Source organism: Kitasatospora sp. NPDC054939 (assembly GCF_053610105.1).
Map to the genome: position 1 here is coordinate 1 of NZ_JBSGXP010000118.1, position 20,990 is coordinate 20,990.

Sequence of the window (20,990 nt, forward strand, 5' to 3'; positions counted from 1 at the left end):
CCTCACGCAGGTCGCAGGAGCCCGGGTCCCCGGTCGCCGACCGCGACACCCGCTCCTGCTTCCAGGCGGTGACCAACGGCTCGATCAAGGCCCACCGCCCGTCGGACAAGTCTGTTGAGTACGGCATCCGTTCCATACCTCGACCCCATCATGCACACGACATGCGAGTCAGTCCGAATGCCTCCGTACCCACGAACGGGCGACACCAGATCATCCAGAAACGGACTTAACGTCCTCTCATGGGTGGCGGCCCCGAAGAGAACGGCCTGCGGGTCGATGCCCAGATCGAGGTTGCGTGCAGCGATCCATTCGAGGAGTTGCCCTGCAACGTCGTGGACTGCTCGCAGATGGGCGACCAGGCGTGGCGGAGCGTCAAGGTCGCGAAGCAGTTCGGCTGCTTCGATTGGCAGTGGACGCAGCGGGGGCTGGCCGGTGTCCTGAAGGGCGATCGACAGTACTCGCGAGGTCCTCACCGCGACAGGGTAGCCGTTGCACCGACAGGTGGTTTGGTCAGCGAGGATCGGATGCGCAGCGGCCTGTGCGCTGGCTGTGACGGTTATCCCGCTGGCCGCGTTCGTTCCGAACAGCGTGGCACAGCAGCCGGCCCCCGCCGAACAGCAGCCGCGGGCTGCCGGGGGCACCGGCGGGCAGGCGGCCGGCAGCTCCTGGCGGCCGGGCCGCCTGGGCAGCAGCCCACCGGCCGCCGCCGGGACGGCGCCGGGGACCGCCGCGAGGACGACGGCGCACCGGGCACGGCCGCAGGCCGGACACCACCGCCCGCGCCCCGCACCCGCACCCGCACCCGCACCCGCACCCGCACAGAATCCCCGCGCAAATCCAGGACCCGCCGAAGCGCCCCGACCGGCGGAAGTACCAGCAGAATCGACAAGGGAATCCAACACGGAAAGCCGCGACAGTTCCGACGGACCGTCAATTCACGGGAACACCCCGGAACGGCCCCGAGCCCGGGACGAGCCGCCGAACCCCGGCCGACCCGGCGAACGACCACCCACAGTCACCGAAACCGGAGCACCCCGCAGCGCCCCGGACGGCCCGGCCGGGGATCGCGTACCGGCCCGGGTTGGTCCATACAAAGCCAAAGCAGGCGCCCGAAACGCCATGAGGTCACGGCGAACCAGAGCCCAGCGGCCCCGCGCGGTTCCGTCACACCCACCCCGTCACACAACCACCCGGCCCGGCGACAGCCAGGCAGACGAACGAGCAACCGCACGGGCGAACAGCCGGGACGGCCGGGGGCGGTGGAGCCGAGCAGTCCGGGAGAGGCGAGTGCGTCCCCCAGGAAGGGGTGAGGATACGGCGGTCGTAGGGGTGAAGAGGCCCACGAGGGTGAGCAGGAGGCCCTGGCGACCGGGGCGAGGTCGGTGAAGGCGCGGGCCGGACCGTCGGTCGGCGGGGGACAAGGAGGCCGGCGTCCCAACAGGTGGGCAGGCGCACGTCAGTTCTCGTCGGGCAAGCGCTGACCACTCGGAATGCGTCAGCCGCACGAGTGCCAGGGAGTCCCGGCGGAGAAGTACAGGCCGCCCGCCGGGTGTTCCTCGTAGACCCACTCCCGAATGCACTTTCCCGGAGCATCGACGTACACGGGGCCCGCGTACGAGCTGTACCTGCCCGCATCGGTGTCGCGCCAGACGAGATCGTTGTCACTGTTCTGGATCGAGATGGAGGTCCACGTGGCGGTACCCGCGTAGGCGGACTTCACGAACACCGAGCAGTTCATCGCGCCGTTGAGGTAGGTATAGACCGTACCGGCCCCCGAATGCCCGACGACACCTCCGGACCACACGAGGGTGCCGGCGCAGCCGTAGCCGCCTGCCTGCTTGTTCGCGGCCGCGCTCGCGGCGGGCGTGGTGACGGCCGTGCCCGCCACCACGGCGAGGACGGTGGACATAACGGCGAGCGCCTTCCGAGCGTGCATCCGCTTCCTGGCCTTCCTGCGGGCCCCGGGGAGAGGCCGTGCAATCCGTTCGTACCCGTGGGCGGCACCACCGCACCGGCCACGGACGCAGGTGGGCCGGTTCTCCGCCCCGAACGTCCGAAGCCCGCCCTTGACGGGCACGTGTACAGCACGGCGGACGGACCGCATCGACCCGCCTTCGGTCGGCGCGGGGCGACGCAGACCGGGCCCGGACGCCCGATTTCCCACCTGGCTCCGGCCGTCCAGGAGCGCGCCCTGCGCCTCGCCGCCCAGCACCTGTCCGGCGTCGCCCCGGCCACCGCCGAGGCCGTACGCAGCGCCGCCGTCGTCCTCGGCCCGGCCCTGCGGCCCGAGGCCCACCGTTTGCTGGCCATCCAAGCCCCGGCGGAGGAGGAAGCCGCCGAACCGCACGCCGTCGCACCGCCCATGGGCCAGGCCGCGCTGCCCGCCGCACCCGCCGGCCCGCTAGACCTCGCCGAGCGGCTGGCGGCCGTGATGGCCGATCAGGTGCCCGACCCGGGCGAGTTCGAGGTAATCCTCGCCGCCCTCGTCGCCGAGCACCACCATGACGCCGCGGCCCTCCACGCTGCCCTCGCTCCGCTCACCGCGGGCCGCGACGACGAACCGATCACGATCTGGCAGGCCCACCGCCTCGAGGAAGCACTCGGCTGCTTGCTCGACGCTCTGCCCGGCCGCAGCCACCTGGCGGCGCAGCACGCCGCCGCAATGCTCGACTGGCCCGCTCACCTTTGTAGTCCGGGGACCATTCCCGTGCTGCGCGCGTTGGAGGTCGCGTCCCGGATCGGGCAGGCGCCGGTACCGCTGCTGCTCGCCACCCCGACCGCGGCCGATGGCGCCGTCGATCCGGCGGTGTTCACCGAGCGGCTGGCGGCGCACCGGGCCGCCGGGGCCTTGCCCTGGCCCGCCGACCTGGCCCAGTCCCTGCTCCGGCTGCCTCCGGACGCGTTGTCGGCCGCCCGCTCGGCCGCCGCCGAACTCGGCTGCGAGCCCGGGGTCCTCCGCGCGTCACGAGGCGAGTATTCGGGCCAGCCGGGCCGCCTCCGTCCGGACGCGGCGGGGTGCGGTCGAAGCCGTGAGGGCGTCGAGGGCGGGCAGAGCGGTCCGGATGCCGTCCGCCGCCGCGCATCCGGCGGCCAGCGCGAGGGCGTCCGCCCGCCTGTAACGGATATACCTGCCCGAGCACGTACGTTCGGGTGTACGCCGACACACCTTGGAGGCGTCCTCGGCCACCGCCAGGGCGGCGGGGAGTCGAATGGGCCCGGGTGCAACGTGGCGGGCGCCGGTCGGGCGCGGATCGTGGCCGAACCGGTCCCGGGCCGCCGGGCAGACGGGAGCGGGCTGTCGGCGGGTCAGGTCAGTTGCTGGTCGCGGGCGGCCTGGAGCAGCGCGAAGGCGAGTCCCAGCGACTCGTCGGCCGGCGGCAGGCCGACCGTGTCGTCGAACGACGGGGAGTAGTGCCAGATGATTAACGCGGTCGCGGCGACGACCAGCTCACGAGCGGCGGCCAGGGCCTCGATGTCCGGGGCCTGTTCGTCGGGACCGGCCGCCCGGCTGAGGTCCGTCGTCAGCAGACCGAGACGCAGCACGATGACCAGCCGCTCGGCATCGGATGCGGCCGGCATGGCACCGGCCACCACCTCGTTGCGGACTGGCCCGTGCGCGGTGCGCAGCGCGTCGACGTCGGCGCCGCCCTGCTCGGCGTCCATCTCGACTACGCGAAGTACGCCGAACTCCTGCTCAACGCCGGCCCCTCGGCCCGCAAGGGCATGGAGGACATCGCGGGCACCCCCGCCTACCACCTGACCGGCCGCCTCACCGTGGATCAGATCGCCGCCATCGACCCGCGCACCCACCGCGCCATGACAAAGGAGGGCATGACCGCCTTCGACCCAGTGGGTCGACAGCCAGGGCCGCACCCTGCGCTTCGAGCAAGCGCTCCCGACGTTCCCGGTGATCCCGGTCGGCGCCGCCCCGCGGCCCGCGGCTCAGCCTGGCGGATTCGGCAGTGACAACTGGTCGGATGAGTGATCACCGCCGCCCGCTGTGGCGGCCGTTCTCGGACGCCGAAACCGCCGAACAACGGTTGGAGCACGCGGAGGTGCGGGTGGCGTGGTGCAAGGAGGAGATCGGCCGGTTGAAGAGGGCGGTGGCCGACGAGACGCGGGTTAGGATCGCTGCACTGGAGAGCCTGGGCGTAGAGGTCCACCACCGGGTCCACAAAGCCCGCGGGACATCGACAAGTTCACGGTGGGCAGTCTGGCCGGGGAGACACTGGGGTTGTGGTTGGTCGGCTTCGGGACGGCGCTGCAGGTGTGGGGGACGGCGATCAGGTAGCCGCCCCCACCCGCCCAACCCTGACTTTCGATAGCCGCCCACCACCCGGTGAGCCTTCCGAGCCGCCGTTTCCACGCGTACGCGCGAGCCCCGCGCCCCGCCGGCGGAGTGGGTGGCTGAGGTCCAGGGCTGTTATCACAAGTCAATATGGGGGCCTTCGAAGATCGGAACGCGCGTGGCAGGGCCCGTGCAGGCCTTCCCCACCCCTGTGTCGGCCGCTGGTGCTCAACGTCGGCGTCGGCGAAAACCACCTGGCCAGACAGTCGACAGGACTGTCACATCCCGCGTATAGAGTCCGCCTGAAACTCGCAGGTTGCTGCTGAAGGAGCACAGGTGCCGAGAACAACCCCGCCCCGACCCGTGGACATCGTGTCCCTGTTCCCGGAGCTGGCGCCGTTGGCCCGGCAAGCCATCCGCCTGCACCCGCGTGCCGGTGTGCCATCCGTCCACGACAGCTCCGTCGGCGGGCCGCTCCTGTGGCCGTCCGACGAGCAGTGGCCGACCTGCACGCAGGAGCACCACCACTGGGAGCCGCCCGTCTCCCTCGATGACGTCCGCCGAAGGCGCGCGCTGCTCGAAGCCGCCTGGCTCCGCCACCGCGAGCCGGGCGAGGACCTCCTCACCCCCGACCAGCGCGCGTACCTCGACGATCTCCAAGCCGGACACCCGCCCCGCACCGAGCCGAACGCCCTGCTGCCGGTCGCCCAGCTCTACCTCCGCGACGTCCCCGGACTTACGGGCCCGGAGGGGGCCGACCTCCTGCAAGTGTTGTGGTGCCCCGTCGACCACGACGGCGAATCGCTTCCCGCGGCCCGCCTCGTCTGGCGGAACACCGTGGGCATCGGCGAGCTGCTCACCGATCCCCCGGAGCCCGCCGACGTCGAGCACTACGGCCAGTACGTCCCCGAGCCCTGCGTCCTGCACCCCGAGGTCGTCACCGAGTACCCCGCACCGCACGAACTCCCGGAAGAACTCGCCGACCGTCTCCACCACTGGGGAGAAGAGCAGAAGGACGACCCGGACGCAGAACCCGGCGGCGCCTACTACCAGTACGAGCTCTCGGTCGCCCCCGGCTGGAAGATCGGCGGCTGGGGCCCGTGGAGCTTCCGCGACCCCTCGCCCATGCACTGCCCAAGCTGCGAAACCGAGTACCGCCCCCTGCTCACCGTCAGCAGCGGGGAGTGGGACGGTGGAAGCGGCAGCTGGATCCCCCTCGAAGACCGTGTCCCCCCGGAGCGCACCGGCCTGCGCAGTCCCTCCGATCCGCCAATGGTGTCGATTGGTAGGGGCTACAACATGCAGATCTACATCTGCCCGACCTCGTTCGACCATCCACATCTCGAAGTCATGCAGTGAGTCCTTCACGCGGTCGCGTGCTGGGTGTTCCCCACCTGTAGCGATCACCTTACGACGGCCGACTGTGCGATCGCGTCGATGCCCACGGCGGCATCCTCGACGAAGCCCACCAGTTGGTGGCCGGCACCCGGGTACCCCGGCTCGAGATGTGGCCGCTGCGCTGTCGCTGCAGGCCGCCGAAACCCCGGTGCCGGGCGGCACCGTGTTCTCCGAGCAGCGGCGGACCACTGTCGAGATCGGCGACCTTACCGAGGACATCGCGCTGCGACTGGCCGTCTACGTGTGGACAGAGGGGAACGTGCCGGTCTGACCGACATCGACGCCGCGGCGGCCGACGGTTCGGCGTTACACCGCGGTCGGCGTCACCGGCCTGGCTCCGGGGCCTGGCGGCTCCGCCTGATGACCTCTGGGGTGTGCAGGAACCACCCCCAGTCCAGGACCCCGGGGCCGTAGCGGACCAGGGCGATCCACTGGCCGCTGTCCTGGTGCAGGCGCCAGCGGGTCAGTCGGCCCGGCCGCCACCGGCCGCCGATGCGGGTCATCACCCACGGCCAGCGCGGCTCGACATCCACGAGCCGGACCGGGCCCGACATCACCGTTGTCGTGCCGCCCGTGGGAACGTGGCCGGATCTGTTAACGATCGGGACACCTCGACACGGAATGCATTCTTCCAACTACTCGTTGTGGCAGTCTTCCTGTGCGCCGGCTGTCTCGGTCGGCGTGCAGCGAAGGAGGGGGATCGGGATGACTCGTTCAACCGTGCCGCCATGGGGCACGACCCGCATGCGGCCCTATCCGCCGGCCGCGCCGGCTGCCGAGCTCAGCGTCGTCATCGACCCGGCGACGCAGGTCGCGGTCTACGTCGACGAGCAGGGCCGGACGGTGGAGATGGGCAAGCACGGCACCAGCACCAACACGTCCAGCCCCACGAGCACCGGTGGCGGGGACGGGCAGAGCGGACAACAGAACCAGCCGACCGATGTCGACAGCGTCAACGCCAACGACCAGGACCAGGGCGGCGGCTGATGGACCCGGGTCGGCCGCCTGCCGTGCTGGTCGTGACCAGCCCGTGGGATGCCACGGCCGATGTGGTGCTCCGGATCCTGGCCGAACGGCGGGTTCCGGTCGTCCGCACGGACCTCGGGGCCGACCTGCACAACGGCTCCTCGCTGACCGCCCGGTACGGCTCCGACGGCCGACGGGGAACGCTCGTCACCCCGACCCGGACCCTCGACCTGGGAAGCGTGCGGGCGCTGTGGTACCGCAGGCCCTCGGCCTACGCGGCGCCGCCCGGGGCGGAAGGGCAGGACGCGGCGTTCGCCCGCTCCCAGGCGTACTGGGGTGTCGGCGGAGTCCTGGCCGCCCTGCCCGGCGCCCACTACGTGAACCACCCCTGGAGCATCCGCCAGGCCGAGCACAAACCCGCCCAGCTCCACACCGCCCTCGCGGCCGGCTTCACGGTGCCCGCCACGATCGTCACGACCGACCCCGAGCAGGCACGCGCGTTCTGCGCGTCCCACGCCGGCGGGGTGGTCTACAAGCCGCTGTGGAACACCCCCTACGCCGCGGCGGACGGCCGGGCGCTGCAGGCGTGGGTCGGAGAGGTGAGGGCCGAGGAGATCACCGAGGCGGTTTCGGCCTGCCCGCACCTGTTCCAGCAGAAGGTCGACAAGGCGTACGACGTGCGGCTGACCGCGGTCGGCGAGCGCCTGTTCGCCGTCCGGATCGACAGTCCCGACCTCGACTGGCGCCGCCGACAGGACCTCCTGACGTACACGCCGCTGCCCGTCCCCGACGCACTCGGAGAGTGCGTGGCCCGCTACCTGGCGGCCTTCGACCTGGTCTTCGGCGCGTTCGACTTCGCCGTCGACCGTGACGGCCGGTGGTGGTTCCTGGAGTGCAACCCCAACGGGCAGTGGGCCTTCTTCCCGCAACCGACCACCGACGACATCGCCCGCGCCCTCGCCGACCAGCTTCAGAGAGGCCCCGATCAATGAGCACCGCCGCCCGACTCCGTGCCGGCCTGGTCGATCGGCTGACCGCCGACAACACCCTGACCGACCCCGCCTGGCGGGCCGCCGCAGCAGCGGTGCCGCGGGAGGCGTTCCTCGACGAGTACTTCCTGCCCGTCCCGGGCAGCATGCCCACCACCTACCAGCCGGTGCGCAGCACCGCGGCCGGCTGGCTGGAGGGTGTGTACGAGAACGAGACGCTGGTGACCCAGCTCGACGGCCATGTGCAGCCCTCCGATGTGCTCGGGCCGGTGGCCGGCTCTCCGTCGTCGTCGTCCACGCTTCCGTCCCTGGTGCTCGGCATGTGGCAGCAGCTGGAGGTGGAGGACGGCCACCGGGTGCTGGAGATCGGCACCGGCACGGGCTACTCCACCGCGCTCGGCGCGCACCGTCTCGGGGACGACGGAATCGTCAGCGTGGAGGTCGACCCGGTGGTGGCGCAGCGCGCGGCGGCCGGGCTGACGGCAGCCGGGTTCGCGCCGACGCTGGTGGTCGGCGACGGTCTGGCCGGTCACGAGGACGGGGCGCCGTACGACCGGTTGATCGCGACTTGTTCGATCCGCTACCTCCCGCTGCCGTGGCTCTACCAGGTCCGGCCGGGCGGGCGGATCCTGGCCACCTTCTCGGGCTGGAGCTTCGCGTTCGGCCTGGCCCTGCTGACCGTCACCGAACCGGGCTGCGCCACGGGCCGGTTCCTGCCCGGCTTCACCAGCTTCATGATCGCCAGGCCGCACGACCGGCCGCCGCGTCAGAGCGTCACCCTGCTGTCCGGCGACGAACGGCATACCGACACCGACCCGGCCCTGCTGACCGACTGGACCGGGAAGTGGGTCGCCCAGCTCGCCGCCCCGTCCGCCGAGCTCATGGGCGCTGGCGGACACCAGATCCTGGTCGACCACGCCACCGGCTCCCACGCCCGCACCGCCCCGCACCCCGACGGCGGCTGGACGGTCACCCAGCGCGGCCCGCTGCGCCTGTGGGACCAGGTCGAGGACGCCATCATCCAGTGGCAGCAGGCGGGCGCACCTCATCAGGCAGCCTTCGGCATCACCGTGGACGGCGACGGACAGCGCGTGTGGCTCCACTCCGAGGACGGGCCCGGCTGGAACCTCCCGATCTGAGCCGCGCACAGCCTCACGACGCCTGGTCGCCGGGCGGGCGCGGTGCTCTGGTAATCGCCTCCGGGGTGTGCAGAAACCACCCCCAGAGGAAGTCCTGATGCGCGACCGGCTCATGGGCCCAGCCGACCCTCGCGAGCCCGCCCAGCTCGCCACCAGCTACCTCCCGGCGGCCGTCGCCCGCGGCACCCGTCTCGCCGAGAAGGACACCGGCACCGGCGGCATCTACGACCGCCTCGAACTCGACCTCGGCCACGGCCCCCTCGCCTGGTACGAGACGATCGGCTCCCGCATGCCAACCGCGGGAGAGGCGGACGACCTCGAACTGCCCAAGGGCACGCCCCTGCTGCGGATCGTGCGCACCTCCACCAGCCCGGCCGGCGTCGTCGTCGAGATCAACGACACCCGCATGTCCGCCGCCAAGTTCGAGATCGGTCACCCCATCACCCGGCACCCCACCGCCGAACGGCAGGACGGCTGACAGGCTCCACCGACTCGGGGCACTCGGAGCCGGCCAGGGGGCGCGGGGTCTCCCGGATGTCGTCCTGCTCATCCCTCGGCAGCGCCACGTACAACCCCAACGCCGCGACGGCAGCAGCCGACCTGACCGCCTGCGCGCTCACCCAACCGCGCCAGGCCGCGGTGTGGAAGGTGCCGGCCGAAGGGCGCAGTAGGTGGTCGGTCCGGATGATCGTGCCCAACGGCCACGGCCGTTCGGCGCGAAGCCTGCTGGCCAACCCGGGCGCCCTCTCCGTATGCATCCGCTGATGATCAACGACGATGACGACATGTCGGCTCCCCCGTAGAACCTGGTGGACGCCAGGGACGAGCTCAACGCCGCGCTGGAGCGCTACTGAGGTTTGATGGGTGATGTCGCTGGGTCGACGCCTTGAACTGCGAAGACGAGGGCCCGCCCCGCGGCATCTGATCATCAGTAAATCGCGGGCGAGCCCGTCACCCAGGTGCCCCCTCCCGACCTCCCTGGTAGCGTGCGCCGCTATGTCATCGGAACTGGAACGCCCCCCGCGCCAAGCGGATGAACGCACTGCGCTCATCGGCTGGCTGGACCTGCAGCGGCAGATTCTGCGCTGGAAATGCGAAGGGCTGAGCGACGAGGACGCGCGCCGCCCGGTCATCCCGACCTCACCGGACATGACGATGGCCGGTCTCATCTCCCACATGCGCTGGACCGAGCACATATGGCTGGAAGTGTTGTTCCTCGGCGGCGACAAGAAGCAGAACCCCGCATTCGACGAGTCAAGCAAGAACGCCGACTGGCACACCGACGGCCGCCCCCTCGCAGAGCTCCTTGCGGAGTACGAGGCCCAGTGCACCCGCAGCAACGCGATCATTGCCGCGGCCGACCTGGACGACACCGGCCGCCACCCCGACTTCCGCGACGGCAGCGCCAACCTCCGCTGGATGCTGATTCACCTCGTCGAGGAGACGGGGCGACACGCAGGGCACGCGGACATCGTCCGGGAGCTACTCGACGGCACGAAGGGCTACTACTAAGGAGCGTATCGGGTCGTGATCAAGGGGTGGTCGTGGTGAGGTCCTTGATCCAGATCATCGAGGCGCGGAGGTGGAGGCCGGCGAGGTAGCTCTCGGGTGTCTTGTCGTATCGGGTGGCGATGCCCCGCCAGGCTTTCAGCTTGTTGATCAGGCGTTCGACGGTGTTGCGCTCCTTGTAGAGGTCGGCGTCGTGGGTGACGGGACGGCCGCCTCTGCTGCCCTTCCTCTTTCGGTTGGCGGCCTGGTCCCTCTTCTCCGGGATGACGGCCTTGATGTGGCGTTTGCGCAGGTAGGCGCGGTTGCCGCGGGACGAGTAGGCCTTGTCCCCGGCAACCGCGCCGGGCAGGGTGCGCGGGCGTCCGACCGGACCGAAGACCCGCACCTTCTCCAGCACGGGGATGAACTGCGGGCTGTCCGCGGCCTGCCCCTCGGTCACAACGAGCACCAGTGGGCGGCACCTGCGCTCGCCGGCGATATGGACCTTGCTGGTCTGACCGGCCCTGGAGCGTCCGAGCAGGGCCGCCTTCAGACGGAGTTCGCGCCTGCGTCGGACACGTCGCCGCTCGTCTTGTCCCGGGTCGTCTGCGGCACTCTGCCCGTCTTGTTCCTGCGGGCCGCCCCTTTTTGCCGGGCCTTCTCCGCCTCCTCGGCGGCCTTCTCCAGGTCGGCGAGCGTGTCGGGGTCGAGGTGCATCCCGGCGGCGTCGTGATGGGCCCGGACGGTGGTGGAGTCCACGCTGACCAGCGACAAGTCCACCTCACCCCGCTTCGCGGCCTCGGCGATCGCACCCTCCAACAGTGCCTCGAAGACCCCGGCGTCCCTCCACTGCCGGAAGCGGTTGTGAACCGTCGACCAGGCGCCGAACTCGCCCGGCATCTCCCTCCACTGGCCGCCCGTCCGAAACCGCCAGATCACGCCCTCGAACTGCTGGCGCAGCCGCTCGGGGTACGGGCCGTACTCGCCGACCGGCAGGAACGGCCCGATGAACTCCCACTCAGAGTCAGTCAGTTGCACTCGTGTCACACAGCATGGTCTATCGGATCAGGTGCGGCCACGAGAGCGAAACCCGCAGATAGATCACAACCAAATACGCTCCCTAATCGCCGGGCCCGCTCCCGCACCTGGCAGCGCAGGATCTCCTGGATCCGCTGGTCAAGACCGTCCTGGCGCCACAGGGTGAAGTAGTAGAACACCGCCGACCAAGCCGGGAAGTCGTGCGGCAGGAGCCGCCACTGGCAGCCCGTCCGGTTCTGGTACAGCAGCGCGTTCACGACCTCACGCAGGTCGCAGGAGCCCGGGTCCCCGGTCGCCGACCGCGACACCCGCTCCTGCTTCCAGGCGGTGACCAACGGCTCGATCAAGGCCCACCGCCCGTCGGACAAGTCTGTTGAGTACGGCATCCGTTCCATACTTCGACCCCATCATGCACACGACATGCGAGTCAGTCCGAATGCCTCCGTACCCACGAACGGGCGACACCAGATCATCCAGAAACGGACTTAACGTCCTCTCAAGGCAAGTCGAGTGATTGGCCCACCATTCGAGGCGGCCCTGACCCAGGAATCGATCCATGAGCACACTATGCACGGTGCGTAGGCCGGACGGGCGAGCCTGTACGGTCACCGGTCGTCGTGGGTCAGGCCGCGAGACAGAGTTGTATGGGCAGCCCGGACAGGTCCTCGCCTCAACCGACTGACGTCCTCGCCGCCTCCGGACCTCATTCTGAAACCATCAGTAAGTACCCTCGAACGGGTGTCTCCATCGGTCGGCCTGCGCGGGTACCCGTCCGGTCGGACACGCCCCCGGGCACCGACGCTCACGCGGCGCGGCCCTTCACCGGGTAGAGCTAGGCGTGCCGCACCCGGACCTCCCACCACCGGTCGGCGGGCGCGGAGAGGCGGGCGGCCATCAGCTCCCGCCGGGTCGGGGCGGGCAGCACCAGCGGCCCCAGCTCCTGTGTCTCCCGGTCGCTGACGCACTGCGGGCACTCCACAGGGTGCGGTGCGCACCGACGGCGCGGCGCCACACTCGGACTACAACGAGTTCATCGACGAGTACGCGCCGATCCGAGTCAACAGCCACCTCTCCTTCGATCACCCGGCGACCGAACGCTGGAACCTCCTGCACGAGATCCGGCAGACCGAGCAGGCATTCCGTGACGCCGACCGCGACGGCCTTCCGCACCCTGACACCGGGGCCGAGGGAGTCCTGATCCCCGCGCTGTCGACCGACATCGGCTTCAACAACGAGCAAGGCCGGGTCCGACGCACAGCGTGCGTCGGAACCGGCCCTCTTGGTAGCGGGGACAGGATTTGAACCTGCGACCTCTGGGTTATGAGCCCAGCGAGCTACCGAGCTGCTCCACCCCGCGTCGGAAGCACCGACCATACGGCACCGAGGGCAGCTACGGAAATCCATGACCTGGTGCCCATCGCCCGCAGACTGACGGAGCGGCCGCCCACCCAGCTGACCGGGCCCGCCCGGCTCCTTCAGCGACGTCAGAACGCGTGTACGGCATCCAGTTCGTCCTGCCAGGCGGCGGTGTCGAAAGCGCCGGCGTACAGCTCGGCACACGTGTGCAGATGCTCGGCGTAGGCCGCGCGCAGGCGGCGGGTGTAGTGCGCGCAGAGCGCGTCCGCGGGTGTCCCGGCAGCGTCGGCGTCGATGACGGCGGCGGCGAGGATCGCCGTGCGGAGGGCCTGGGCGGTGCCCATGCCGCTGAGCGGGTCATAGCGGATGGCCCCGGCCCCGACGGTCAGCCGGCCGTACGGGATCCGGTCGGTCGGGGCGACGGCGGGGCAGGCGTGCAGCCGGGGCGCGGCCGCGATTGCGACCGCGCTGCACGGCGGACGGTCCAGCATGGCAGCCAGGCCCGACTCGGCGAGGAGTCGGCTCAGCAGTGCGACGGGTTCCGCAGCCGGACCGGGCACCATGGCCTGGACCAGGCAGTCGCCCGAGCCCAGCGGAGTGAGCTGAAGCCAGCCCAGCTCGGTGGTGTCCAAGACGACGGTGTGCGCATCCTCACCGGGCCGCAGCCCGGTGGTGCCGGCGAGCAGGTGCCGCCGCCCGGCCTGCCGGTGGACACCAGTGCCCGCGCTCCCGCCATCGCCGCCAGCCCCCGACTCGGGTCCCCCCGCCGGCTGCGCAGTCACCGTCCACCGGGCAGGGCCCGCCGGTGCGGGGCGGGGCCCGAGCCGCTCCCGCATCCGCTCCGCCAGCACCGCCCCGTCCACAACCCACGCGGGCTGGGCGAACCGGGCGGGCTGGGCCCGTGACCCCCATCGCACCTGGCGGTGAGTCAGTCGCGGCGCGTCACCCACGAGACCGTCGCCCCACAGCGATCGGAGCAGATCGAGGGTGGACCCGGTGAGCAGCAGCGGCCGCGGTCCGGCACCCGCGGCTCGGTCGGGGAGCCTGATCCGGTGCCTGCGTCCGGCGAGGAGCCAGGCGCAGGTGAGCTCGGCGAGCCCGCCTCCGGCGATCGTGACCACGGCCGGGCTCACCCGCCGCCGCCCGGCCCACCACCGCCGGGGCCGCCGCCGTCGTGCAGGTCCAGGACGGTCAGCAGAGTCCGGACGTCGCCCTCCTGGCGGACCGCCATGGACCTCGTCGCCGCGTCGCGGACAGACCTGAGGTCCTGCAGGGCGCTGATGGCGACGATCGCCGCGTCCCGGGTGGCCTGCCCGTTGGCCCGTGCGCCTGGCTGACCGCCGCCGGGCGCGGTGAGCCAGGCGGGCAGCGTGAAGCGCGGCGCCACACCGCGTGCGGCGAGGGCGTGATTGGTCTCGTGCAGGTTGGTCATGGTGCGCCGGGACTGCTCGATCAACACGCCGCCCGCCCGGTCGCCCAGCCCGAGCGTTGTGTGCAGGGTGCCGAGCAGGATCGCGTAGTACTGGTCGCTGAGTTCGAGCAGCCGCGTCTGCAGCGGACTTCCGTCGCCCGCGCCCAAGGTGCGCAGGTACTGCCGCGGGTCGATGGCCGCGAGGTGGCGTTTGACGGCGGTGAAGCGGCGGAAGTGGTCGCCGCCCTCGTCGATGATGAGCTTGATCAGATGGGCGAGCCGGCCGCCGGGATCCTCGGGGAACAGCTCCGGCTGCCTCACCAGGGTCTCGTGGAGTTGGACGTACATCCCGTCCACGCCGGTGCCCGCCTGCTGGCTGGGGGCCTCGACGTCGATGAACCACTGCAGGACGTCGGGGTCGAGCCGGCGCAGCTCGAACGGGTGGACGCCGTCGCGTTCGATCTGCGCCGCGCGGCCGAGAACGACGGGCTGATCGAGAGTCCCGAGCGCCTCGTTGACCCAGCGCAGGTGCCGCATCTCGTCGATGGCGACGGCGAAGATCTCCGCGGCGGCCGCGTGGATGCGGGCCGTGAGCGAGCGCGGGTCGGTGCCCTCGGGCAGTTCCCGGGGCGCATTCAGCGAGTAGTGTGCGAACAGGTATTCCACACACAGGGCGTGTTCGACGGTGGCCAGCCGCTTCAGCTCGGCGATCACCTTGGGGCGGGTCAGCGGCTGCACGGCCGGGGCGGCCGGGACGCCGAGCGCGTCGGGTTCGACTTCGCGGTCGTTGAGGACGACGGGCAGGACGCCCCAGTCGCGGATGAGTCCGGGCCAGGTGAACTCCAGCGCCCGGCGGGCGCCGCGCTCGGCACCGGGCCTGGGCTCGTCGGTGTCCAGGTCGGGTACGGGGGCGCGGTCGCGGCGCAGGAAGTTCATCTGCGGGACGGAGCCGTCCGCGTTGCTGGTGACATCGGGTTTGGACGCGGCCCAGTAGAAGCAGCCGCAGTCGCGGAAGTCGTACTGCCAGGGGGCGCAGAGGCTGAGGGTGAGGTCACCCGGCTCGTACACCTCCGGGTCGATCACGCCGTCCGGGTCCAGGTAGCGGGCCCGGTCGGCGACCAGCACGGCGAGCTGGAAGCGGCCGTCCGGGCCGCGCCGGACGAAGCCGCCGTTGCTGCGGCGCAGGGCGTCGAGGTCCCCGACGGCGGTGGCGCCGGGCGAGGAGAAGCCGGGCCCCGGGCCGAGGAGGACGGCGATCCGGCCGGGCAGCAGGTCGTGAACGCGACGCCAGACGCCCAGGCCGCGCAGTTGCCGACAGGTAATGACGGGGGCCGGGTTCTCCGGCTGATCGACCGTGGTGTGTCCGCAGAGTGCCCAGATGTAGACGGGGTTGTCGTCGTCGGTGAGGTCGGTGTTGGTAAGGCCCTGGGCCGCCGCAGCGGTGCCGTCGGTGACGGCGAGGACGCGGGATCCGAGCGGGCGTTGGAAGTCGACGCGCAGGCCGGGGAAGAAGGCCTTGTCCAGGTTGCGCTGGTCGAACTCCAGGCCGGGGAAGCAGTTGTCGACGCCGCTCTCGGGGCGGGTGGCGGCCGGGTTGCCGCGCACCACGTGGTCGGCGCGGGCGGTGAGGTTGCGCGGGAAGATCTTCCCGTCGGGGGGTGTCGGGTCGGGCATGGCACGCTCCTTCAGACGGCGGCGACGTCGCCGGCGCCGCCGACGACGGTGGCGGGACCGGCAGAACCGGCAGGGCTGGCGAGGACGGCAGTGGCCGGGCCACCCGGATCGTTCGGGCCACCCGGGTCGCCCTGCGCCCGAAAGAACCCGGGAGCCGCCTCGCAGAGTTCGACGTAGGCCCGCAGGCAGAAAGCCAACCAGCCACGGATGTAGTCGCAGCCCGGCCGGCCCCGGCGGCTCACCTCGTGGTAGCAGCCCCCGCCGCACAGGTACCGGGCCCAGCAGGACCGGCAGGGCTCCGACCGGTCGACATGGCTCCGCGCCAAATGGCGTTCGCGGGCGGCGCGGTCGGAACCGGCGGCCAGCGAGCCCATGGCGAAGGCGGGGTCGTCGACCAACCGGTGGCAGGCGTAGAGGCCGCCGTCCGCCGAGGCGCTCAGATAGCCGGCGCCCGCCCCGCAGGGATAGGGACGGTGGGTACCCCGGTGCAGCTGGTGCATGGCAGTCTGGAAGTTCCCGAACGGGTAGCGGCGGGCGGCGGACAACTCCCGCAGCGCCTTCTCGCCGCACTCGACCATCTGCCGCAGGAACCCGTCGAAGGTCTCGGCGGTGATCTCGTACGCGGGATCCGGCGCGCTGACCACGGCGGCGAAACCGACCTCGTCGAAGCCCAGGCCGATGCCGTGCTCCAGGATGTCGAGCAGCAGGCCCGACCGCGGGGTGACACTGACCCGCGCGGCGAGGTGGCGCGGGCGCCCGTGCTGTTCCAGCACCTTCAGCCCGGCGTGCAGACGGTCGTACGCGCTCGCCCCGCCTGGGGCGCGCCGGAGTGCGTCGTGCCCTTCCCGGTCCCCGTCCAGGCTGACCGTCACAGTGAACGGATGCCGCGCGAACAGCCGGGCGTCCTCGGGCCGCACGGTGGTTAGATTGGTCGTCAGCGCGAAGCGGACCGGGTTCCCGGCGGCCGCACCGGCGCGCTCGGCGTACTCGACCACCTCGCGCACCAGGTCCCGGGCCAGCAGCGGCTCGCCGCCCATGAAGCCGACGACCACGTCGGCGCCGGGCGCGGCCTCGGCCAGCAGCCGGTCGACGGCCGCGAACGCAGTCTGCCTCGGCATCGCGCGGGCGGGCCCGCCGAACCGGCCCTCGTCCGCGTAGCAGTGCCCGCAGCTCAGGTTGCACGCCTGCATGACGTTGAGCGAGATCGAGGCGAGCGGCGGTGGCTCCGCGGGCGTGCCGTCGATCCGCGGCGGCCCCCACAGCGGCAGTTCCAACTCGCGGGCGACATCTGCCAGCGAGCCGTCCGGGGCCTGCGCCCACCGCTCGAGTCGGGCGGCAGCCCGCTCGGGCAGGTCGTACACGCGACTGCCGTCCGCGACGAACAGGTGCGCGCCGTGCGCGCTGCGGAACACCCGAACCTCGGAGTACGGGCCCGGCGGGCCACCGGCGGCGGGCGTCTCCCCGCCGGGTGTGTGGCCGGGCGTCGCGTCTCCGGGAGGGCGGCGGCCGATCTGCAGCAGCACGGTCACGAGCCCGCCTCCGTGCCGTCGCGCAGCGTGCGCGCCCAGCCGACCAGCAGGTCGTACTGGCGGCGGGTCAGGTGAAGCGCGTTGGCATCGGCCCCGCGCATCGCGACTGGCATCCGCGCGTCGAAGCCCGGGTTTGCGGGGACCGGTTCGCGCACCACCCGCCGGATGAGCTCGGGCTGCTCGCGCAGCAGGTCCTCCAGCACCTCCAGGGCCACGAAGCGCCGGTGACGGCGGCGGCTGTCCTCGGTGAGCCCGAGCACGGTGTCGACCAGTTCCTCCGGGACCGTCAGGGGGGAGCCCACAAGCTCGTTCTGGACGTCCACGTTGATGTTCCCCATCGTCTCCAGGATCCGCTCGAACAGGTCTCTGATCTCCAAGGCGGTCTGCTGATCGGCGAGGTACGCGGGCTTCCGAACCTCGGCGCGATTGACCCGGTCGGCGAGGCCGTCAGCGAGCGACACGAACGGCCGGCGGTCCGGCGCGAAGTCGGGCGGGCTGACGACGATCCGGGCGGTCGCGCTGAGGCCGCCGGGGAGGCTGACGGTGACGGTGCCGTCGCAGACGTCGTCCACCAGGCCATGGCTGAACCCGTTCTCGGCGTTGGCGAACAGCGCGTTCGGCACCGTGCGCGGGTCGCTGACCGCGGCGGTCGGGAACTCGCACCACACGGAGTCGGGACTGAGGAAGAGCCGCTCGGGTGGCAGGACGTACCTCTCGAACTCGTTCGGTCCGACGGGATGGTCCGCCAGGTCCGTGGGGCCGTAGACGGCGCCGACGGCCGGAGTGAAGCGCAGGCGCAGCTCGGGCCGGTCCCCGTTCGGCGCGGCCACCTGGACCGAACCGAGCGGCACACTGCGCCCGGGCGGCACGAGGGGCCTGGGGACGCCCTGCGGTGACGTGCCGTCCAACGCGTGGCGCCGGTGGTCGTTCCCGCGGATCTCGACCCGCGCCTCGATCCGGTCGCCGGGGCTCTGCGTGTAGTGGTGAGCCTTGAGGTTGGCGACGGCGACCTGCCAGCTGACGTCGGCAAGGCTCAGCCCGAAGCGCGCGAGCACAGCCTCTGTCAGCTCGCCGGTGTCTCTGATCCCGTCGACGGTCCAGGTGCCGTGTAGCTCGAAGTAGGGACAGACCGGTCGCCAGCCCTTGTCATCCTTGAACACGACCCGGTCCGACGTCCGCTCGCTCAGGGTCCCGTCCGGGGCCAGGTCGAGGGTGGGCGCCGGCACCACGGTGGTCTTGCCGGAGCCGCGCGGTGTGAGGTCGCTCGGCCCCCACTCGTAGTTGTCGCACGGTACCGGGGAGGGCCCCAGCCGGGCGATTGCGAGCGGTGGTTGGAGCCAGAGTCGTTCGATCACCGGCGTCTCCTTGCGGGGTCGTGCGGCCGAAAGAGGGAAGGATCGCGTGCGATCTCATGGGTCGCGGAGCCCGCCAAGGCAGCACTGGACATGACGATACGTGAGCGAACATAAGCGACAGGCGGCTAGTTCCACCGCTCGACACGGCCATCCGCCACTCGGCGCCCGGCGCCCAGCAGGGCAGGCCGGTACTGCACCGCAGCCCCCGGCCCTCGATGCCCTCACCCGCATCGCCCAGAACTGCACCGACACCGAAGTCCCCTACGAGAGCACACCGTAGGACAACCGCAAGGCCCCCACCCGCGCGGCGCAGCCCGGCGCGCGGGTAGGAGCCGGTGCTGGTGATGCTGTAGGCAGGTGGGCCGGCCGTGGCGGCCGCGGTGGCGTCGGCGACCACCAGGTCCGGGATCAGCAGCCCGTCCGGGACGAGCAGGTTGATCGCCGGAAGCACCTCGAACGGGGCGGCGCAGGCCTCGGTGACGGCGTCCAGGAGGACGGCCGGCCGGGAGTCGGCGCGCTGGTGGGCAACGTCTGGGTGGGGACTCAGCAGGAGGACGTTACCGAGGAGTTCGACCCGGCGAGGGCATGGTCGAGTCCGGGCCGCTTGCGGTTGGTGCCGGTCAGCCCGCGGTCGAGGTAGATCCGATCCTTCGGGACGCCGAGGGAGAGCAGGGTCTCCCGCTGGGCGGTCAGGTCCTGGGAGTCGGTGGAGCAGCGGGCGTAGCCCGTGAGGAGTCCGGTCACGGCCGGAGGGTGTACGGATAGCCCCCGCTCACCGTACAGATCACCGGACACCCTCAATGAGACGGCGATCGCGCAGGTCGCCGTTTCTTGGCCTTCACGATGGGATCTGCACCCAACCGAGATCGTCAAGGTGTCCGCGGGGCGAGCAGGCGTCGCAGTGCCGTCGGGGTGTGGCCCAGGTACTGGCGCATGGTCCTGCACAGGTGTGCCTGGTCGGCGAAGCCAAGGTCTGCGGCGAGGGCGCCGAGGCTGGTCTCTCCCCCCTCCAAGCGGTCCAGGGCCCTGCCGATGCGGATGCGATTGCGATAGCGGGTCACTGACACACCCAGTTCGCGGGTGAAGGACCGGCTCAAGCGGTACGGCGAGACGCCGAGCAGCTCTGCCAGCGGAAGCAGTCCGTCCGAGGCCGGGTGGCCATCGTTGATCGCCTGGCGGGCTGCCACGACGAGAGCCGCTTCGGTTCTGGGGGCTTCGGCGCCGAGCGGTGTGGGCCCGGAGACGACTCGGCCGACGGTGGTGGCGAGCAGGCCGAGCAACTCTTCCGTCAGCGCGTCATCGATGTCCCCCGTCCGGGTGGTCGCGAGGAGCCGGCGATGGGTGAGGTCGAGGCGGGCATCGACGTACACGCTCTGTGTGGCCAGGCGCGTGACATCGCCGGCCATGGCCTGCCACAGCGCCGGCGTCAGGCTGATCGATGTGCAGTCGTCGCCTCCGGCGGGATGGGCGAAGTGCTCTTCCTCGCCGGGCACGCCGACGTAGGCCATCGTCGGGTCGATATCGGCGTGGGTGCCGGCCGCGCGCCTGCGGAACCGGCCACGGCGTACGAGCACCACCCGGTAGTCGTCGCGTACTTCGGCCTCCGACCAGCGTGCGTGGTCGTCCTGGCACGTCACAGCGGCGATGCTGAAGTGGGGTCGGGTGGCGAGAGGGGTGGCTGAGAGCACTCTCGAACGCTACGCCGAGGGTCTGACATTGATACGCGCAGCCGGGTTTCCTGGTGGCCGTGACGCCGGGTCCGGCCGATGTCGTGCTGGGCTGTCCTGCGACTGTTCCGTCCGGCTGCCGGGCCCCGTTCAGTCATCCGCGCAAGGATGTTCAAGACGGGGACCGTCTGCGGCGAGCAGGCTGGTCGACGTAGTCCCGGCCCCGCCGGCCGGCCCGTGCACAGGGTTGCGTCGTCGGCACGCCGTGGTTGCGTCACGCCTCACCAGCACCCATACGAAGGGGTCATTGGCATGCCCGCACTCGCGGAGTTCACCGCAGTCGTCATCGACTGCGCCGATCCGGCGACGCTCGCCGAGTTCTACAGGAAGGCCACCGGCTGGGAGATCACCTACAGCGACGAGGACTTCGCCTACCTGGGCAACGGCGGTCCGGTGCAGATCGCCTTCCAGCGCATCGACGGCTACCGGGCGCCGGGCTGGCCCGACGCCCGCAAGCACGCGCACCTCGACCTCACCGTCACGGACCTGGAGAGCGCCACCAAGGATTTGCTCGCCGTTGGGGCAGCGAAGCCCGAGTTCCAGCCCGACGAGGACAAGTGGGTGGTGCTCACCGATCCCGAGGGGCACCCGTTCTGCCTCGTCACGAGCGACTGACAACCCGACAGACCGGA

Annotated in this window: 21 protein-coding genes, 1 tRNA gene and 3 pseudogenes; 12 read left to right on the plus strand and 13 right to left on the minus strand. The window is 71.3% G+C overall.

What is annotated here, in order from left to right:
* A pseudogene (locus ACWGB8_RS27650) lies at window positions 1-136 on the minus strand (IS5/IS1182 family transposase); the annotation flags it as partial.
* A gap of 1,359 nt (window positions 137-1,495) precedes the next feature.
* Window positions 1,496-1,936, minus strand: coding sequence for a hypothetical protein (locus ACWGB8_RS27655; protein WP_452216328.1), 441 nt, complete (start codon window positions 1,934-1,936; stop codon window positions 1,496-1,498).
* Window positions 1,937-1,993: 57 nt separating this feature from the next.
* On the opposite strand from ACWGB8_RS27655, the gene ACWGB8_RS27660 reads away from it, so the two are divergent.
* The gene (locus tag ACWGB8_RS27660; RefSeq protein WP_452216329.1) at window positions 1,994-3,412 is read left to right on the plus strand and encodes a hypothetical protein; all 1,419 of its coding nucleotides are present in this window, start codon (window positions 1,994-1,996) and stop codon (window positions 3,410-3,412) included.
* On the opposite strand, the gene ACWGB8_RS27665 is transcribed toward ACWGB8_RS27660, so the two are convergent.
* Window positions 3,307-3,579: a hypothetical protein gene (locus tag ACWGB8_RS27665; protein ID WP_452216330.1), complete on the minus strand. Its 273-nt coding sequence runs from the start codon at window positions 3,577-3,579 to the stop codon at window positions 3,307-3,309. The two genes, ACWGB8_RS27660 and ACWGB8_RS27665, sit on opposite strands and share 106 nt — an antisense overlap.
* A 33-nt stretch (window positions 3,580-3,612) precedes the next feature.
* Here ACWGB8_RS27665 and ACWGB8_RS27670 point away from each other — a divergent pair, with 33 nt between their 5' ends.
* The 3 genes from ACWGB8_RS27670 (at window position 3,613) to ACWGB8_RS27680 (ending at window position 5,957) form a co-directional block, all read left to right on the plus strand.
* A complete protein-coding gene (locus ACWGB8_RS27670) occupies window positions 3,613-3,966 on the plus strand; it encodes a hypothetical protein (protein WP_452216331.1) in 354 nt (117 codons plus the stop codon).
* Between the two features lie 658 nt (window positions 3,967-4,624).
* The gene (locus ACWGB8_RS27675; protein ID WP_452216332.1) at window positions 4,625-5,647 is read left to right on the plus strand and encodes a hypothetical protein; all 1,023 of its coding nucleotides are present in this window, start codon (window positions 4,625-4,627) and stop codon (window positions 5,645-5,647) included.
* A gap of 148 nt (window positions 5,648-5,795) precedes the next feature.
* Window positions 5,796-5,957, plus strand: a complete 162-nt coding sequence (locus ACWGB8_RS27680; protein WP_452216333.1) for a hypothetical protein — start codon at window positions 5,796-5,798, stop codon at window positions 5,955-5,957.
* A gap of 52 nt (window positions 5,958-6,009) precedes the next feature.
* Here the strand turns inward: ACWGB8_RS27680 and ACWGB8_RS27685 are convergent, their stop codons facing one another.
* On the minus strand, window positions 6,010-6,219 hold the full coding sequence (locus tag ACWGB8_RS27685) for a hypothetical protein (RefSeq protein ID WP_452216334.1): 210 nt from the start codon (window positions 6,217-6,219) through the stop codon (window positions 6,010-6,012).
* A gap of 172 nt (window positions 6,220-6,391) precedes the next feature.
* On the opposite strand from ACWGB8_RS27685, the gene tgmA reads away from it, so the two are divergent.
* The 6 genes from tgmA (at window position 6,392) to ACWGB8_RS27715 (ending at window position 10,292) form a co-directional block, all read left to right on the plus strand.
* Complete coding sequence (tgmA, locus tag ACWGB8_RS27690; protein ID WP_452216335.1) at window positions 6,392-6,673, plus strand: putative ATP-grasp-modified RiPP; 282 nt, start codon at window positions 6,392-6,394, stop codon at window positions 6,671-6,673.
* Entirely contained in the window at window positions 6,673-7,644 is a 972-nt protein-coding gene (tgmB, locus tag ACWGB8_RS27695) for an ATP-grasp ribosomal peptide maturase (protein ID WP_452216336.1), read from the plus strand. Before tgmA ends, tgmB begins: the two co-directional genes overlap by 1 nt.
* Window positions 7,641-8,780, plus strand: coding sequence for an ATP-grasp peptide maturase system methyltransferase (tgmC, locus tag ACWGB8_RS27700; protein ID WP_452216337.1), 1,140 nt, complete (start codon window positions 7,641-7,643; stop codon window positions 8,778-8,780). The genes tgmB and tgmC overlap by 4 nt, the downstream gene beginning before the upstream one ends.
* 97 nt (window positions 8,781-8,877) lie before the next feature.
* The gene (locus ACWGB8_RS27705; protein WP_452216338.1) at window positions 8,878-9,258 is read left to right on the plus strand and encodes a UTRA domain-containing protein; all 381 of its coding nucleotides are present in this window, start codon (window positions 8,878-8,880) and stop codon (window positions 9,256-9,258) included.
* Window positions 9,259-9,314: 56 nt separating this feature from the next.
* Window positions 9,315-9,545 carry a hypothetical protein gene (locus tag ACWGB8_RS27710; RefSeq protein WP_452216339.1) on the plus strand — a complete coding sequence of 77 codons (231 nt, stop codon included), beginning with the start codon at window positions 9,315-9,317 and terminating at the stop codon, window positions 9,543-9,545.
* Window positions 9,546-9,776: 231 nt separating this feature from the next.
* Window positions 9,777-10,292, plus strand: a complete 516-nt coding sequence (locus ACWGB8_RS27715; protein ID WP_382339905.1) for a DinB family protein — start codon at window positions 9,777-9,779, stop codon at window positions 10,290-10,292.
* Window positions 10,293-10,311: 19 nt separating this feature from the next.
* On the opposite strand, the pseudogene ACWGB8_RS27720 reads toward ACWGB8_RS27715, so the two are convergent.
* Window positions 10,312-11,315: pseudogene (locus tag ACWGB8_RS27720) on the minus strand (IS5 family transposase).
* A 74-nt stretch (window positions 11,316-11,389) separates the two neighbouring features.
* Window positions 11,390-11,701: pseudogene (locus tag ACWGB8_RS27725) on the minus strand (transposase); the annotation flags it as partial.
* A gap of 592 nt (window positions 11,702-12,293) precedes the next feature.
* Here ACWGB8_RS27725 and ACWGB8_RS27730 point away from each other — a divergent pair.
* Window positions 12,294-12,608: a hypothetical protein gene (locus ACWGB8_RS27730; RefSeq protein ID WP_452216340.1), complete on the plus strand. Its 315-nt coding sequence runs from the start codon at window positions 12,294-12,296 to the stop codon at window positions 12,606-12,608.
* Here the strand turns inward: ACWGB8_RS27730 and ACWGB8_RS27735 are convergent.
* The 7 genes from ACWGB8_RS27735 to ACWGB8_RS27765 all read right to left on the minus strand — a co-directional run bounded on the left by ACWGB8_RS27735 (window position 12,587) and on the right by ACWGB8_RS27765 (window position 20,268).
* Window positions 12,587-12,663 (minus strand) — tRNA-Met (locus ACWGB8_RS27735). The two genes, ACWGB8_RS27730 and ACWGB8_RS27735, sit on opposite strands and share 22 nt — an antisense overlap.
* A gap of 127 nt (window positions 12,664-12,790) precedes the next feature.
* Window positions 12,791-13,294, minus strand: coding sequence for a hypothetical protein (locus ACWGB8_RS27740; RefSeq protein ID WP_452216341.1), 504 nt, complete (start codon window positions 13,292-13,294; stop codon window positions 12,791-12,793).
* Window positions 13,295-13,791: 497 nt separating this feature from the next.
* Window positions 13,792-15,747, minus strand: coding sequence for a ferritin-like domain-containing protein (locus ACWGB8_RS27745; protein WP_452216342.1), 1,956 nt, complete (start codon window positions 15,745-15,747; stop codon window positions 13,792-13,794).
* An 11-nt stretch (window positions 15,748-15,758) separates the two neighbouring features.
* Window positions 15,759-17,276, minus strand: coding sequence for a radical SAM protein (locus tag ACWGB8_RS27750; RefSeq protein WP_452216343.1), 1,518 nt, complete (start codon window positions 17,274-17,276; stop codon window positions 15,759-15,761).
* Complete coding sequence (locus ACWGB8_RS27755) at window positions 17,273-18,631, minus strand: hypothetical protein (RefSeq protein WP_452216344.1); 1,359 nt, start codon at window positions 18,629-18,631, stop codon at window positions 17,273-17,275. The genes ACWGB8_RS27750 and ACWGB8_RS27755 overlap by 4 nt, the downstream gene beginning before the upstream one ends.
* Window positions 18,632-19,174: 543 nt before the next feature.
* Window positions 19,175-19,375, minus strand: coding sequence for a recombinase family protein (locus tag ACWGB8_RS27760; RefSeq protein WP_452216345.1), 201 nt, complete (start codon window positions 19,373-19,375; stop codon window positions 19,175-19,177).
* A 125-nt stretch (window positions 19,376-19,500) separates the two neighbouring features.
* Entirely contained in the window at window positions 19,501-20,268 is a 768-nt protein-coding gene (locus ACWGB8_RS27765) for a helix-turn-helix domain-containing protein (protein WP_452216346.1), read from the minus strand.
* A 342-nt stretch (window positions 20,269-20,610) separates the two neighbouring features.
* On the opposite strand from ACWGB8_RS27765, the gene ACWGB8_RS27770 reads away from it, so the two are divergent.
* Window positions 20,611-20,973: a VOC family protein gene (locus ACWGB8_RS27770; RefSeq protein WP_452216347.1), complete on the plus strand. Its 363-nt coding sequence runs from the start codon at window positions 20,611-20,613 to the stop codon at window positions 20,971-20,973.
* The last annotated feature ends 17 nt before the right edge of the window (window positions 20,974-20,990 follow it).